This is a genomic window from Bacillus sp. B1(2022), from assembly GCF_040259625.1.
Lineage (GTDB): Bacteria > Bacillota > Bacilli > Bacillales > Bacillaceae > Bacillus > Bacillus velezensis.
The window spans coordinates 41,248-55,944 of the sequence record NZ_JANIFO010000013.1 but is presented as its reverse complement, the minus strand read 5'-3'; the positions used below and the strand labels follow the sequence as shown (position 1 = coordinate 55,944).

The window sequence follows — 14,697 nt, the reverse complement described above, 5'->3', positions numbered from 1 at the left end:
ATGTATAATGGTGGAAAACTTTTCATTGGAGGGACTGTCAAATGAAGATCGCCATCGTCGGACTCGGCAATATGGGCCGCCCCATCGCCGAAAATATCATGAAAGCCGGATACAGTCTGACTGTATATAACCGGACGAAAGAAAAAGCGGCTGACCTGCTGGATAAAGGGGCAGAATATGCCGAAACGCCCCGACAGGCAGCTGAACATGCGGACATCGTGCTGTCCATGCTGTCAGACGATGACGCCGTAACAGACGTAACGTTCGGAGCTTGCGGCATTATTGCCGGGTTATCTGAAAACGGCATTCATATTTCAATGAGCACGATCAGTACGGCGCTGTCAGAACAGCTTTCCGCCGCACATTCGGGCAGAGGGCAGTCCTTTATTGCCGCTCCCGTCCTCGGCCGCCCCGATGCCGCCGAGAAGGCCGAGCTTCGCATCATCACAGCCGGACCGGCGGAAGCGAAGAAAAAGGCCGAACCGCTGCTTAACATCCTGAGTCAGCAAGTATTTGACACTGGTGAAGAAACAAAAACGGCCAACGCCGCGAAAATCAGCGTCAATTTCTTGCTCGTGTCCATGCTTGAGGCGTTATCTGAATCGTTCTTAATGATGGAGAAGTACGGGTTAGAACAAAAACAATTTTTAGAAATCGCCGGCGCGCTCTTTGGCTCTCCCGTCTATCAAAATTACGGCACGATCATGGCTGAGGAGAAATTTGAGCCGGCCGGTTTCAAAATGTCTTTAGGGCTGAAGGATACCAATCTGGCGCTCGCCGCCGCAGAACAGGTTTCCGCAAAACTCCCTCTTGCCGAACTGGCCAAGAGCCATTTTGAAAGCGGGATCGCACAAGGCTTCGGGGATCTGGATTGGGCCGCTTTGATTAAATGCCTGAAATAACAAAACACCTCTCCATTACCAGGAGAGGTGTTTTCTACAGGCGCGGCAGCTTCATTTCTTTCTCAAACATCAGGTCATCAATGCTTTTAAACGTGTAGCCTTCTTTTTTCAAATCGGTAATGGCATCGTCCAGAGCTTCTGAATTGTCCTTTGAAACGGTGTGGAGAAGGTAGATCGCGCCGGGATGAGCCTGCTTTATCATGTGATCATAGGCGTATTGTTTCCCTTTTTGCTCGTTAACCTTCCAGTCGACAAATGCGACGGACCAGAAAACGGTTTGGTAGCCGAGGCGCTTCGTTTCTTTGAGGACATATTCGCTGAATACGCCGCGCGGCGGACGGAGATACAGGTTGTCCCGTTTTCCGGTAATGTTGTACACAGCTTCCGTGACGGAATCGAGTTCGTCTTGAATCTGATCGCCCGTTTTTGTCGTCAGATCAGGATGATGAAAAGAATGATTGCCGATGATATGGCCTTCCTTTGACATCCGTTTAATCAAATCAGGCTGCTCTTTCACAAAATGACCCGTGACAAAAAAAGTGCCCGTGACGTGATGTTTTTTTAACACATCAAGCACTTTCGGGGTGTACCCATTTTCATATCCATTATCAAACGTTAAATAGATGGTCTTTTCTTTCGTATTGCCCAAATAAAAGGCATCATATTTTTTGACCAGATTGTCCAGCTGTCTGCCGGCATCCGGCGGCTGATGATTGACGCTGCGTTTAAATCCCCAGTTTATCCGTTCATTCGGCACGGCTTCTGCGCTGTTGATGCCCCCCGCAAGTAAAACGGCCATGCAGCAAATTGAACAAAACCATTTCATGACCAGCACTCCTTCTGCATTTTTCCTTATTTTGCAGTAGGCCCTGCCCTTTTATACAGCCGCATTATGGAAAAAGAAAAACCCCGGCATCCGCCGGGGTTTATTCCCAATCCTTTTTAAAGCGTTCGTATTTTGCTTCCAGATCATCAAGCATGCCGATGAGCCGGTCTATATCTTCAACGTCCGTTGATTCAGGGTCTAATGAATCAATGACATTCATAAACATATCGAGTCTGTTCTTCAGGTAATCGAGCTGCTGATCTTTGCTGTTTACTGCATTCCCCATACTTCCACTCCATTCATTTTTTATAATGGTAGCGTATTTTTTGCCGTTTTTCAATGGTTCCGCTACTTGCGATCTTGGCAGATCAGGTCTAAAATTAACAGTTGGCAGACGTTAGTATGCCCCATTTATAAAGGAGTTAGATAGTCATGACACAAAACACAACACTGCGTCCGATCACACCGGAGTACGATCCTTGGGAAGCGTACATGGATGTCGACCAGTATGGAGATATGAAACTGACGAACGTTGAATTCACAACGACGACTTTGTGCAATATGAGATGCGAGCACTGCGCCGTCGGGTACACGCTCCAGCCGAAAGACCCGAATGCGCTGCCGATCGACCTTTTATTAAAGCGGCTTGATGAAATTCCTCTGTTACGCTCTATCAGCATTACGGGCGGCGAACCGATGCTTTCGCTGAAATCGGTAAAGGAATACGTCGTCCCGCTTTTGAAATATGCCCATGAACGCGGCGTGCGCACACAGATCAATTCAAACCTGACGCTTGATATCGGGCGCTACGAACGGATTATTCCTTATTTGGACGTCCTTCACATTTCTCACAACTGGGGAACGGTCGAGGACTTTGCCGACATCGGATTTGCGATGATGGAGAAGAAACCGACATTTGAACAGCGGGCGCGCTATTTTGACAAAATGATTGAAAACAGCCGCACGCTGGTCGAAGCAGGCGTAATGGTTTCAGCGGAAACGATGCTGAACAAACGGACGCTGCCGCATATTGAACATATTCATCGGCAAATTACCGAAGAAATGAAATGCCAGCGGCACGAAGTCCATCCGATGTATCCGAGTGATTTCGCCAGCGCGCTTGAATCACTCAGTCTGAAGGACATGAGACAGGCCATTCATCATCTGCTCGACATTCGCGATGAAGAGACATGGATGCTGTTCGGTACGCTCCCGTTTTACGCATGCAGCCCTGATGAAGAAGACCAGAAGCTCCTCCGCCGCCTGCGGGAAGCGAAAAACGTTACGGTGCGAAACGACCCTGACGGCCGCTCCCGCCTGAATGTCAACATTTTTGACGGAAATATCATTGTCACGGATTTCGGCGATACACCGCCGCTCGGCAATATTAAAACAGACAGCCTTCCCGAAGCATATGACAAGTGGAGACAGACGAAGCTGAGCAAAGAGCTGAACTGCCGCTGCACAAACGTCCGGTGCCTCGGCCCGAACGTCCTTGTCAAAAACAGTTATTATCAGGACACAGATTTTTCATTACGAAAAGCCAGAGGTTAACAAAAGATGGAAACGACAATTACGGACATTTTGAAAAGCAAAGTGGTTGAGATCATCATCGTCGCTCTCGTGCTTTACGCCGGTGTTTTTCTGATCAACCGCTTTGTCCAGATGTTATTTAAACGCACGGATTTCTTGGAGGAACGGAAAGGGAAAACGATTGAAAGCCTCGTCCGATCCATCACCCAGTATACGGCGACGATCGGTTTTATCTTTTACGTCATTTCTTTATTCGTTCATGATTTCGGCCGAATTTTAGCCGGGGCGGGTGTTGCCGGTATCGTCATCGGTTTCGGCGCCCAGTCGTTAATCAAGGACATATTGGCCGGTGTCTTTTTAATATACGAACGCCAGCTTCATAAAGGTGATTATGTGACGATTAACAATCTGTTCAACGGCACAGTCGAAGAAATCGGACTCCGTTCCCTCCAGATCCGTGAGTGGACCGGCAAGCTGCTTACCATATCTAACGGTGAGGTCAGACAGCTTCAAAACTATAACATTGATTTTATGCGGATTACCGAGTCCGTCGTGATCAGTTACAAGGAAGATCCCGAGCGGGTATATGCCGTCTTAGAAAAAGCCTGCGACATGCTCAATGATGAGCTTCGCGATTCACTGAAGCGGGATGAATTTCTCAATGCGACGGAGCCGTTTCAAGTGCATGGAATTATGAGTCTGAACAAATTAACCAGAGGCATTGAATTTACAGTAAAAGGCATGGTTCAAGACACAGAATACTTCTCAGCGAGCCTTGCGGTGAGACGCGTTCTTGCCCGGGAGCTGTACAACAACAATGTGCAATTGCTCGAGGAAATGTATCACACACAAAAAAGCTGATTCCCGAACCGGAATCAGCTTTTTTTATTTATCTCGGCTGCGCTGTCATTTGAAAACCGAATGTGACGTGATCCTGCACCGGAATCCAAGCTCCGATTCCTTGCGAAGTCACATTTTTGACGACAAGTTTCCGCTTGCTGCCTTTCAGCACCAAATACACTTCACCGTATGTTACTTTTCCTTTTTCATTAACGGCCGGAGCGTAGGCATGCAGGTAGCCGAGCCGCTGCGGAGAAATTTTGTAGGTTTGATCGCGTTTTGTGCCTGCGCCGATAACCGTTTCAAACGCGAGCGGCAGTTTTGTTTTCTTCATCGCTTTTTGCATCATCATGCTTTTTACGTCTTCTGCGTTCGGTACCTTCGCTGTGAGCCCGCCTTTGATTTTGTATTGCTGTTCTTGGGCGTATGAGATAACCGCGGTTTGCTGTCCGCCCCGGTTATCCGCTCTGTTTGTGTTGATTTTTTTATATTCCCAGTTGGCGACCGTTTCGTTCGATTGATAGCCAAGCGCCCATTTCCCGAGAAATATTGTCGCCCGGTATCCGATGGCAAGCGGGGAACCGGAAACCGAGGATTCATTCAGCATCTTTATCAGATGCGGATTTTCGATGTTGATCTCTGATGTATCTAACAATTCCTTCGCCAGTTTGCTCGGCTGAAGCATCGGCTGGTCCTGTGAAGCATTCGGATACGTATTTTCCTTTGAAATGCTTACGACAGAGTTGGGAACTTTAAACGGTTTTTTTGCACCGGCAGACGGCGTTGCGAAAAAACTAAAGGATAACAGCAGAATCAGTGTGGCATGAAACAGCTTTCTCATCATATCACTCTTTCTATAGCATTTTCCTTTAGTCTTTTCCTCCGCAATCGTTGTTATCCGCATTTTTTACAGGTTAAAGCAGGAAAAAACCGATCGCCATAATGACATAAGCGGCAAGGAGCGTAGCCCCTTCAAACCAGTTCGAATCACCGTCATTTGAAATCATCGTCATCAAAAGGACGGATGAGATCATCGCGACAAGCTCGGGCAATGTGAATACAAGCGGCATATTGACCGGAAAAAAGATGGAACAGATCACAAGAACCGGAGCCACAAACATGGCGATCTGCAAAGTCGAGCCTACCGCGATTTCAACGGCGACATCCATCTTGTCTTTGTACGCCATAATAATCGCCGACGCATGCTCTGCGGCATTTCCGACGATTGCGACGATAATCACTCCGATAAACAGCTCGCTCCAGCCGAACTGTTCAGCCACCGCATGAAACGTATGGACAAGGTTTTCAGATATGTAGGCGACGATAATGGTTGAAATAAATAAGACGGCTGTCGCTCTTTTCCCCGACCACTCAGGCTGCTCCTCTTCTTCCTTTGCCTCCGGCTGATTCGGCTGATAAACACCGCGGTGGGTGACGAGCTTGAAATAAAGAGCTGCCACGTACAAAAGGATCATGATGATGCTGATGCCGACACTCAAATCAAGCTTGTTTTTTTCCCCCATATCCATGGAAAACACTTCGGGAATGACAAAAGCAACGATAATGGCAAAAATCAGCAGGCCAGAATTATGCCGTGCATCATGAATATTGAATTCCTGCCGCTTGTATTTCAAACCGCCGATAAAAAACGACAGTCCCGCGACGAGCAGAAGATTGCCGAGCACCGAACCGGTCAGTGAAGCAAGCACGATGCCCGTCAGCCCTTCTTTTAAGGCGAAAAGCGATATAATCAGCTCTACCGCATTGCCGAACGTGGCATTCAGCAGACCGCCGATCCGCGGTCCCGCGATAATGGCAAGAGATTCAGTCGCTCTCCCCATATAACTTGCAAGCGCAATAATCGTCAAGCAATAAATAATAAACAAAACCGCTGACGGCCAGTGCATCAGGCCGCCGATGACTGAAAGCGGCACTCCCGCCGCAGCCGTAAAGAAAAAAATCCGATTCATATCTGCCTGGCTCCTTTTTTCGAATGAGTCTTCTTATATCCTTCTCAAAAACTCCCTCAATTACACTTCCGCGGCAGCCCGAATTGGCATTTTCAGGTTGCCGGACGCAGCAAATCCGTGTACGATCAAGAAAGATACTGAAGAAGGAGAAATACGCGATGTCACGACTGTACTTCTTTATTTTGGTTCTGCTTGTTTCCATCTCCGGATTTTCCCAAGGCATGCTTCTGCCGGTGATCTCCGTCATTTTTGAAACGAACGGGGAATCAGCCGCTATAAACGGACTTCACGCAACCGGCCTTTATATCGGCGTGCTTCTGGCGTCGCCGTTTATGGAGGCCCCGCTGCGCAAGCTCGGATTCAAACCTCTGATGGTCATGGGCGGATTTCTTGTTATCATCAGCTTATTCAGTTTTATTTGGCTTCAATCCATATGGTTATGGTTTTTTCTTCGGCTGCTTATCGGAATCGGGGATCATATGCTGCATTTTTCAACCCAAACGTGGGTGACGTCAAAGTCAACGCCCCGAAACAGAGGAAGAAACATTTCGCTGTACGGACTGTCCTTCGGGCTCGGATTCGCTGTCGGCCCGTTCATGGTCCCTCTTGTGAAAACAAGTCCGTCCCTTCCGTTTATCGTATCCGGCTGTATCAGTCTTGCCGCCTGGCTGTTTGTATTTGTCTTACGTAACGAGTACCCGGCGCAAGGTCCGGATGAAACATCCGGGGACAACAGCGCAAAACGTTTTTACCGCGCCCTTCTTTTCGGCTGGGTCGCTTTTCTCCCGGCTTTCGGGTACGGTTTTTTAGAAACGGCGCTGAACGGAAGCTTTCCCGTGTACGCCCTGCGCTTAGGCATATCCGTCGATGCCGTCGCGCTGATATTGCCCGCTTTTGCCATCGGAAGTATTGTATTCCAGTTCCCTCTCGGTTTATTAAGCGATCGATTCGGGAGAAAACGTGTCCTGCTCGTCATCTTATTAACGGGTGCCCTTTGCTTTTTGACGGCCGGACTGTTTCCGTCGCCTTCTGTCATCGGCGGCTGCTTTTTCACGGCGGGAATGGCGGTCGGCAGTATGTTTTCCCTCGGCATCAGCTATATGAGCGACCTGCTGCCGTCCCATCTGCTGCCGGCGGGCAATCTGCTCTGCGGCATTTCCTTCAGCCTCGGCAGCATGATCGGCCCGGTGGCGGGCGGCTGGTATATGCAACGGTTTGAAAGCGCCAATTTGTTTTACTTTATTACGGTGATTCTGGTCTGTATTTGGCTTGCGCTCGTCTTCGGGAAAACAAAGCACAGTCCCGCATCCGAATCCCATTCTTTTCCGGCCTCATAAAAAAGCCGCCTGATCTAAGTCAGGCGGCTTCTTTCTAGTGGTATCCGTTCTGCCCGTTAGCGCTTCCGCTTGTTTTATTCTTCGGGCCGTTTTTGGAGTTTTGTTTATTATGGCTTCCGCCTTTTTTCGTATGCTTGGTCATAATCGATTCCCCTCCGTTTTTCAGCTTGAACGTCATCCGTTCCTCTATAGCTTGCTCCCGCGGTACGGATTTTCATCAGGAAGCTTTTTACGTTTATGTAAAAGCGCGTTGATTTCTCCTCCTAAAATCAGCAGTGTTCCCGTAAGGTAAAACCAGATCATAAGGACGATAATTCCCCCGATGCTCCCGTATGTGGCGCTGTAGTTGGCAAAGGTGCCGACGTAAAATGAGAACAGCATACTGACGATAATCCAGCCGGCTGCCGCAAATACGGCTCCCGGCAGCACAAAACGGAGGGAAAGCCTTTTATTCGGCGCGAAAATGTAAAGCGCGGTAAACACGATTAAAAGGATAAGCGGACTGATACCCCAGCGGACAACCGACCACACCTGCAAAAACAGGCCGGAGGCGCCGATGAAATCTGCGGCAAGCATTCCGATTTCTCTGCCGAACACCGGCAGAAGCAGTGCGATTAAAATCGTAACCACCATCGCGATGGTTAAAAAAATTGAGGTCAGGCGAATGATGATAAATGAGCGGTTTTCCTCGACTTCGTAGGCATGGTTAAATGCTCTGACAATCGCGTTCATACCATTCGAAGCCGACCAGATGACGGCGATAATCCCGAATGACAAAAGTCCGCCGCTGCGCTTGTTCAGCGTTTGCTCCGTTATGGATTTCACCATGGACATGGCGCTGTCGGGCGCGTATTGATCGACCGCCCCGAGCACGTCTTCTGCCGATATGGGAAGATAGGCGGTGAGCGTCAGCATGAAAATCATCAACGGAAACAATGACAGCAGGAAAAAATACGCCAGCTCCGCCGATTTACTTTGTCCTTCATGGAGAGAAAACCTTGCAAACAGCTCCTTTATAAAACTCATGACATCCCACCTCAATGATCGTTTTTCGAAAAATGCTCCTTCGTTTCTTTTAACAGGTCAATGACCTGCGGTGTCGTCTGCTTCAGCTTAGTGATCTGGCCGTTTAAAAAACTCAGATCATCCGATACGGTATTGGCGATGGTCTTCACTTGATCAAGTTTTGCAGATGCCTGCTGTTTCAGCACTTCAGGATGTTTTCGGTAAAATGCCGCACGCTGCCTGCACGCGTCCATGTTCCGGAAACATGCCTCTCTTGTCGGCTTATGTAATAAGGACAGTGCTCCGCCGGCGGCAGCGCCGATCAGAATCGCTTTTGCCATGATGCGTGTCTGCTTCATCGGTCAATCCCCCTTATAAATGATGATCTTTCTTTATTGTCTCCAGCAAATGACGGCACCCGGACTCGACCAAAGCGTACACCTCGCTGAAATTCCCGGTATAATACGGATCGGGCACGTCCGCAAGGTCCGACTCCGGTACATAATCAAGCAGCCTTGCAATACGCGGCGCCGCTTTTTTATAACCGGCCATGCTGCGCAGATGTCCGATATTTTCTGCATCCATCGCAATGACGTAATCAAAATCGGTCAGATCAGACTCACGCACCTGCCTCGCCGTGATGCCGCTTGCGCTGATCCCTTTCTTCTTTAGGATCTCCTTTGTCCCTTCATGCGGCGGATTTCCCGCATGCCAGGCGCCGATTCCCGCTGAATCAATGTTAATCTGCCCGTTCAGCCCGTTTTTCTTCACCATATCAGAAAATACCGCCTCTGCCATAGGCGACCGGCAAATATTTCCCAGACAGACAAACAGCACATGTATCATATCGATAACCTCCCTATTCTTTCCCCGCATTTTGAGGATCAAAAACCTTATCATCATCTTAGCAACTTTTCTGCGGCTGTGGAAATAAGCTTTTATTCTAAATGAATTCTGTTAGAATAAAGGGTACGAAAACGGTCATGAAAGGATGCATGAATTTGCCGAGCCAACAAACAGAAACGTTAAACAAAATGATTGAAGACATTTCGCAAAAGCTCAACATGCTCAATGTCGGCGTCATCAGAGCGGAAGATTTCAGTGATGAAAAAATAGAAGATCTTACATACCTTCATCAAATGGTCATGAAAAAAGCATCATTCAGCCCGAGTGAAATGCAGGCCATTGCCGAGGAGCTCGCCTCTCTCAGAAAATAAACCCATGTCAGACCTGCCGAAAAACGGCGGGTCTTTTTTTGATTTAAAAAAGTGAAAAATAAAAGTTCATCGGTTTGACACATATAAAAAGAAGGAGTATAGTAACTGTGAACTTGGTAGAACGATACACTAAATGAGCGGGCCGCTTATCTTTTTTTATTTAGTAGAACGATATACTCGTTGTGATATCAGCATTATTCAAGTTTGTATCTGCAACCGTTTTATCAAACCAGTTTTCAAAGAAAGGCAGTGGTTCAATAAAGGGGAATGGTTCTGTTCTTTTGTTAATTTAAAAATTAATTTAATTCTTTATTAACCGCATTAGGGGATGTCATCATGAAAAACATATACACCAAAATGGCAGCGGGTCTTTATATTAATTATTTCCTGCTGGGCATGATCAATATTATTATCGCATCCAATATGGAGGCATTATCAAAACAGCTTCATACATCCGCAGCCGGGGTCAGCTATTTGGTCTCCGCCATCGGGATCGGGAAGCTGATTTCGCTTCTGTTTGCCGGGAAGCTTTCGGATACATTCGGGAGACGGCCGTTTATCGTGTCGGGCGCCTTTCTGTATCTGATTTTCCTAATCGGAATTCCGCTTTCGACAAACTATACGGCCGCGTTTATCTTCGCCATTTTCGCCGGGATCGCCAATTCCTTTTTGGATTCCGGGACATATCCGGCGCTTATTGAAGGATTTCCGAAAAACGCAAGCTCTGCAACCGTGTTAATCAAAGCGTTTGTATCCATCGGCGCGACGGTGCTTCCGTTTTTCATCGCGTTTATTGCGGACAGGCATTTGTTTTACGGCTGGACGTTTATCGTACCGGGCATTATTTTCTTCCTGAACGGCTTTTTCCTGTTAAAAGTTCCGTTTCCGAATCATAAGCAAAAAGAAGACGGCGGCCGGACGGAAGCCTCTCCGTCTGATGACGCGTTCACATCACAGCCGTCGATATGGCGTGAAGGCCTTGCGATCATTCTGTTAGGCTTTTCATCTACGGCGCTGTTTATGCTCGTTCAAGTATGGCTTCCTAAGTTCGGGCAATCCGTTTTGGGCATGCCTGAGGTGCAGGCTGTCAAATTGCTGAGCTATTACAGCATCGGTGCGCTTGTGTCCGTATTATTGCTGGCCGTGCTGTTAAACAGAGTGATTCAGCCGATTACGGTAATGGTGCTGTACCCTGTGATCGCGGCAATCGCGCTGCTTGCTCTGATTTTCATTCATCAGCCGGCCGTATCAGTCATCAGCTCCTTTGTCATCGGACTTTCAACTGCGGGCATTCTGCAATTGGCGATGACGGTTATGGCTGTTTTATTCCCTAAAAATAAAGGTACGATCACATCTTTTGTTAATATAGCATCAAGCTTATCTTTTATTGTCATTCCGCTTGTAACGGGAGCGATATCCAAAGCGGCCGGCCTGACGCCTGTTTTTCTGCTTGATATCGGAATTGCGGCCGTCAGCGCCCTTCTCGCATTGTTTATCGGAATCCGCTTTAAGCAAGTGATGAAAGCCTGACTATTTTTTAAGGGAGAGGATTTATCATGCAATCTATCACGATCAGAAACACGGTCATCGGCGAAGGGCTTCCGAAGATCATTGTGCCGCTGATGGCGGCCGGAGAGAAAGAACTGCTCGAAGAAATTGAAGCCGTCAACAGGCTTCGCCCGGATATCATTGAGTGGCGGGCGGATGTGTACGAGCATGTTGACAGCCTGGACGCCGTAAAAGACATGCTTGAAATGCTGCGGAAAGCCGCAGGCGCAACACCGCTGCTTTTCACATTCAGAACTCATAAAGAAGGCGGAAATAAAGTTATTGATGACCGCTTTTACATTGAATTGCTTAAAACCGCCATCGAAACAAAACACATTGACCTTGCAGACGTTGAGTTGTTTACGGGAGAAGCGGAAGTCAAATCAATTGTGAAAACTGCTGAAGACAACGGCGTATATGTCGTCATGTCCAATCATGATTTTCATCAGACACCGAAAAAAGAAGAAATCATTTCCCGGCTGCGGAACATGCAGGCGTACGGCGCGCACATTCCGAAAATCGCGGTGATGCCGCAAAGCACTGAAGATGTTTTCGTCTTATTGGATGCCACTCACACGATGAAAACACAATACGCAGACCGGCCGATCATCACGATGTCAATGGCGGGCACGGGTCTGATCAGCCGCCTGGCCGGCGAAGTCTTCGGCTCAGCGTGCACGTTCGGAGCGGGCAAAGAAGCATCAGCGCCCGGACAGATTCCCGTTGAAGAATTGCGCAGCGTCCTCAGCATTTTAAATAAACATATGTAATCAGCGTTTTTTGCCCTCAAGCGGGGTGAAAAACAAATGAATGGACTAACGGAGGAATACATCATGAAGAAAGATTTAGGACGGATTAACGGAAAAACTCAGCTTATCGGATTATTCGCAACACCGATCGGACACTCTTTATCTCCGGCGATGCACAACCTGGCGTTTAAAAAATTAGGATTGAACTACGCTTACCTAGCGTTTGAAGTCGGCAATGAACAGCTGGAAGATGTGGTAACGGGAATGCGCGCCTTAAACGTCAGAGGCTTCAATGTCTCGATGCCGAACAAGATGAACATTCTCCCTTACCTCGATGAACTCGCGGATTCAGCGAAATTCACCGGCGCGGTGAATACAGTCGTTAATGAAAACGGAAGACTGATCGGACACTCCACTGACGGTATGGGATACGTCCGCAACTTAAAAGAACACGGCATCGATATCACAGGCAAAAAAATGACGCTGGTCGGTTCCGGCGGGGCCGCCACTCCGATAGCGATTCAATCCGCATTGGAAGGCCTCGGAGAAATCTCTATTTTCGCCCGCAATGACGCGTTTTTCGAAAAAGCGGAAGAAAACGTCCGCATCATCAATGAAGAAATGAAGGGATCTTCTTGCAAAGCGAAAGTCTTCCCGCTCGAAGATCAAGATGCGCTGCGTGCTGAAATCGCTTCAAGCGATATTTTCACAAACGGAACGGGTGTCGGCATGAAACCGCTTGAAGGCTTGAGCGTCATTGAAGATACATCCATGCTCCGTCCTGATTTGATTGTGACAGACGTCGTTTACAACCCCGTTACGTCGAAATTGCTTGAACAAGCTCAAGCGGCCGGCTGTAACACGATTAACGGCCTCGGCATGATGCTTTGGCAGGGCGCCATGGCGTTTGAATATTGGACAGGCCGTGAAATGCCGGTTCAGTATATTAAAGAGCAAATGTTTGAATAACCTATTGTGACAGAAGCGCCGAAGGACAATCCGTCTTCCGGCGCTTTATCATTTTCTCCCCCTCTCTCTTTCTTCTCATGCGCCAAAACGCTTATAATGGATGTAACGAATAAAAACCAAGTGAGGAATGCGACGTATGAAACAGCAAAAAAAACGCCGGGTGACATTGCAGCAGGTCGCTGAACATGCCGGCGTCTCAACATCCACCGCTTCATTAATCGTCCGCAATAATCCGCGAATTTCCGAAGCGACCCGTGAGAAAGTGCTGCAATCCATGCGGGAGCTGGGGTACGTATATGATCGGGTCGCCGCGAATTTACGATCACAGACGTCCACAACGGTAGGATTGATTATTACTGACATTTCCAATACGTTTTTCTCAGAGTTTCTGATCGGCGTTCAGAATACGCTTGAGGAAGTCGGATTAACGGTGCTGTTAGGCACGACATTTGATTCCGTCGCCAAGCAGGAGCAGCTGATCTCGACCATGCTGGAGCACAGGGTCGGCGGATTGATTTTGTGTCCGGTTTCAGGTACGGCTGAGGAAACCCTTTCCCGCCTTGAGCAGCTTGACATTCCGGTCGTGCTCGCCGTCAGGGAGATTGCCGATGCCGACTGTGATTTTGTCGGAGCCGATTATGAGGAAGGCACCTATAAGGCAGTGCGTCATTTCATTGAGAAAGGCCATCAGGAGATTGCGTTTCTGGGCGGCGTGAAGCACTCGTCAACATGGACGAAGCGCATGAAAGGGTTTAAAAAAGCGCTCCGTGAAGCGGATCTGGAAGTAAAAAATGACTATGTCATTGACAGCGCGCCGACCCGCGAAGCAGGCTGTGAAGCCGTGACGGAGCTCCTCCGCCGGTCTGAGCGCCCGACCGCGATTTTCTGCTTCAGTGATTTGGTCGCGTTCGGCGTCATGCAAGGGATCAGAAAAGCCGGGCTCATTCCGGGCGAAGATATTGACATTGTCGGCTTTGATAACGTGCCGGAAGCTGAAATTTCTTATCCCCCGCTTACAACCGTTTCTTCCTTTCCGCGGCAGTCGGGAAAAGAAGCGGCTCAATTGCTGCATCATAAAATCACCAATTCCCAGCACAAAAAACAACGCATTATTCTGGCGCCTGAGCTGGTTATCCGGGAATCTTCACAAAAAAAGCGGAACGCCTGATACGGCGCTCCGCTTTTATATTACGCAAGCAGTTTTAATGATTCGCGGTTGAATGCCGGTATGTCATCCGGTGTGCGGCTTGTGACCAGCTGGTTCTGGCAGACGACGACTTCTTCATCCACCACATTCGCGCCCGCGTTTTCCATGTCGATTCGGATTGATGTAAACCCTGTCGCTTTGCGCCCGTCCAATGCTTTCGCGTTGATGAGAAGCTGAGGTCCGTGACAGATGGCGAACACCGGTTTTTTATCATCCATAAACGCTTTGGCAAATTGGACGAAACGGTCATCCGCACGCAGCATGTCAGGAGAGAATCCGCCCGGGATCAGCAATGCGTCAAAGTCTTTCGGATTTACATCATCGATGGACGCATCCACTTTCACTTCCGCTTCCCCTTGTTTGCCTTTGACTGTTTTTCCTTTTTCCTGTTCAATTACGGTTAATTCATGACCCGCATCTTTAAAAGCTTTCGCAGGTTCAGTATACTCGACATCCTCAAAATAATCGGTTAATACAACTGCAATTTTTTTACCCATAGTTACTACCTCCTGCTTGATGAAGTCTACATAAATCCATGTACCCCAGCCACACTAACATCAAACATAGGTAACGCGTTTGCCGCTCATCCGTTTC

General features: G+C 48.3%; 18 protein-coding genes. 9 read left to right on the top strand and 9 right to left on the bottom strand.

Annotated features, from left to right (window positions below):
* Positions 1–41 precede the first annotated feature (41 nt).
* Complete coding sequence (locus tag NQS30_RS18720; RefSeq protein ID WP_015417037.1) at positions 42–902, top strand: NAD(P)-dependent oxidoreductase; 861 nt, start codon at positions 42–44, stop codon at positions 900–902.
* A 34-nt stretch (positions 903–936) separates the two neighbouring features.
* Here NQS30_RS18720 and pdaA read toward each other — a convergent pair whose 3' ends face one another.
* Positions 937–1,728 carry a delta-lactam-biosynthetic de-N-acetylase gene (gene pdaA, locus NQS30_RS18715; RefSeq protein ID WP_003155556.1) on the bottom strand — a complete coding sequence of 264 codons (792 nt, stop codon included), beginning with the start codon at positions 1,726–1,728 and terminating at the stop codon, positions 937–939.
* Between the two features lie 100 nt (positions 1,729–1,828).
* On the bottom strand, positions 1,829–2,014 hold the full coding sequence (locus NQS30_RS18710; protein ID WP_003155558.1) for an SE1561 family protein: 186 nt from the start codon (positions 2,012–2,014) through the stop codon (positions 1,829–1,831).
* Positions 2,015–2,160: 146 nt separating this feature from the next.
* Between NQS30_RS18710 and yfkAB the strand changes: the two genes are divergently transcribed.
* Positions 2,161–3,282: a radical SAM/CxCxxxxC motif protein YfkAB gene (yfkAB, locus tag NQS30_RS18705; RefSeq protein WP_014417201.1), complete on the top strand. Its 1,122-nt coding sequence runs from the start codon at positions 2,161–2,163 to the stop codon at positions 3,280–3,282.
* Between the two features lie 6 nt (positions 3,283–3,288).
* A complete protein-coding gene (locus NQS30_RS18700; RefSeq protein ID WP_015239400.1) occupies positions 3,289–4,122 on the top strand; it encodes a mechanosensitive ion channel family protein in 834 nt (277 codons plus the stop codon).
* A gap of 28 nt (positions 4,123–4,150) precedes the next feature.
* On the opposite strand, the gene NQS30_RS18695 is transcribed toward NQS30_RS18700, so the two are convergent.
* Together NQS30_RS18695 and cax are read right to left on the bottom strand one after the other, a co-directional pair.
* A complete protein-coding gene (locus NQS30_RS18695; protein WP_094031586.1) occupies positions 4,151–4,945 on the bottom strand; it encodes a YfkD famly protein in 795 nt (264 codons plus the stop codon).
* A 70-nt stretch (positions 4,946–5,015) separates the two neighbouring features.
* Positions 5,016–6,071, bottom strand: a complete 1,056-nt coding sequence (cax, locus tag NQS30_RS18690; RefSeq protein WP_007408511.1) for a calcium/proton exchanger — start codon at positions 6,069–6,071, stop codon at positions 5,016–5,018.
* 158 nt (positions 6,072–6,229) lie between these two features.
* Here cax and NQS30_RS18685 point away from each other — a divergent pair, with 158 nt between their 5' ends.
* Positions 6,230–7,408 (top strand): MFS transporter, encoded by a 1,179-nt coding sequence (locus NQS30_RS18685; RefSeq protein ID WP_012117080.1) that lies wholly within the window; start codon positions 6,230–6,232, stop codon positions 7,406–7,408.
* Positions 7,409–7,442: 34 nt separating this feature from the next.
* Here NQS30_RS18685 and NQS30_RS18680 read toward each other — a convergent pair whose 3' ends face one another.
* Genes NQS30_RS18680 through NQS30_RS18665 form a run of 4 tightly spaced genes read right to left on the bottom strand, consistent with a single transcriptional unit; the run spans position 7,443 to position 9,259 of the window.
* Positions 7,443–7,586: a hypothetical protein gene (locus tag NQS30_RS18680; RefSeq protein WP_017419116.1), complete on the bottom strand. Its 144-nt coding sequence runs from the start codon at positions 7,584–7,586 to the stop codon at positions 7,443–7,445.
* 8 nt (positions 7,587–7,594) lie between these two features.
* Positions 7,595–8,434, bottom strand: coding sequence for a YihY family inner membrane protein (locus NQS30_RS18675; protein ID WP_007408509.1), 840 nt, complete (start codon positions 8,432–8,434; stop codon positions 7,595–7,597).
* A gap of 11 nt (positions 8,435–8,445) precedes the next feature.
* Positions 8,446–8,772 carry a hypothetical protein gene (locus NQS30_RS18670; protein WP_015239397.1) on the bottom strand — a complete coding sequence of 109 codons (327 nt, stop codon included), beginning with the start codon at positions 8,770–8,772 and terminating at the stop codon, positions 8,446–8,448.
* Positions 8,773–8,785: 13 nt separating this feature from the next.
* The gene (locus NQS30_RS18665; RefSeq protein ID WP_012117078.1) at positions 8,786–9,259 is read right to left on the bottom strand and encodes a low molecular weight protein-tyrosine-phosphatase; all 474 of its coding nucleotides are present in this window, start codon (positions 9,257–9,259) and stop codon (positions 8,786–8,788) included.
* Between the two features lie 155 nt (positions 9,260–9,414).
* Here NQS30_RS18665 and NQS30_RS18660 point away from each other — a divergent pair, with 155 nt between their 5' ends.
* From NQS30_RS18660 to NQS30_RS18640, 5 genes are all read left to right on the top strand, one after another.
* The gene (locus NQS30_RS18660) at positions 9,415–9,630 is read left to right on the top strand and encodes a DUF1128 domain-containing protein (RefSeq protein WP_003155571.1); all 216 of its coding nucleotides are present in this window, start codon (positions 9,415–9,417) and stop codon (positions 9,628–9,630) included.
* Positions 9,631–9,966: 336 nt separating this feature from the next.
* Positions 9,967–11,160, top strand: a complete 1,194-nt coding sequence (locus NQS30_RS18655) for an MFS transporter (RefSeq protein WP_218791526.1) — start codon at positions 9,967–9,969, stop codon at positions 11,158–11,160.
* 26 nt (positions 11,161–11,186) lie between these two features.
* Positions 11,187–11,948: a type I 3-dehydroquinate dehydratase gene (gene aroD, locus NQS30_RS18650; protein ID WP_015239395.1), complete on the top strand. Its 762-nt coding sequence runs from the start codon at positions 11,187–11,189 to the stop codon at positions 11,946–11,948.
* Positions 11,949–12,011: 63 nt separating this feature from the next.
* Positions 12,012–12,896, top strand: coding sequence for a shikimate dehydrogenase (locus tag NQS30_RS18645; RefSeq protein WP_007408504.1), 885 nt, complete (start codon positions 12,012–12,014; stop codon positions 12,894–12,896).
* 136 nt (positions 12,897–13,032) lie between these two features.
* A complete protein-coding gene (locus NQS30_RS18640) occupies positions 13,033–14,064 on the top strand; it encodes a LacI family DNA-binding transcriptional regulator (RefSeq protein ID WP_012117072.1) in 1,032 nt (343 codons plus the stop codon).
* 20 nt (positions 14,065–14,084) lie between these two features.
* Here NQS30_RS18640 and NQS30_RS18635 read toward each other — a convergent pair whose 3' ends face one another.
* Positions 14,085–14,600, bottom strand: coding sequence for a type 1 glutamine amidotransferase domain-containing protein (locus NQS30_RS18635; protein ID WP_003155578.1), 516 nt, complete (start codon positions 14,598–14,600; stop codon positions 14,085–14,087).
* Between the last annotated feature and the right edge of the window lie 97 nt (positions 14,601–14,697).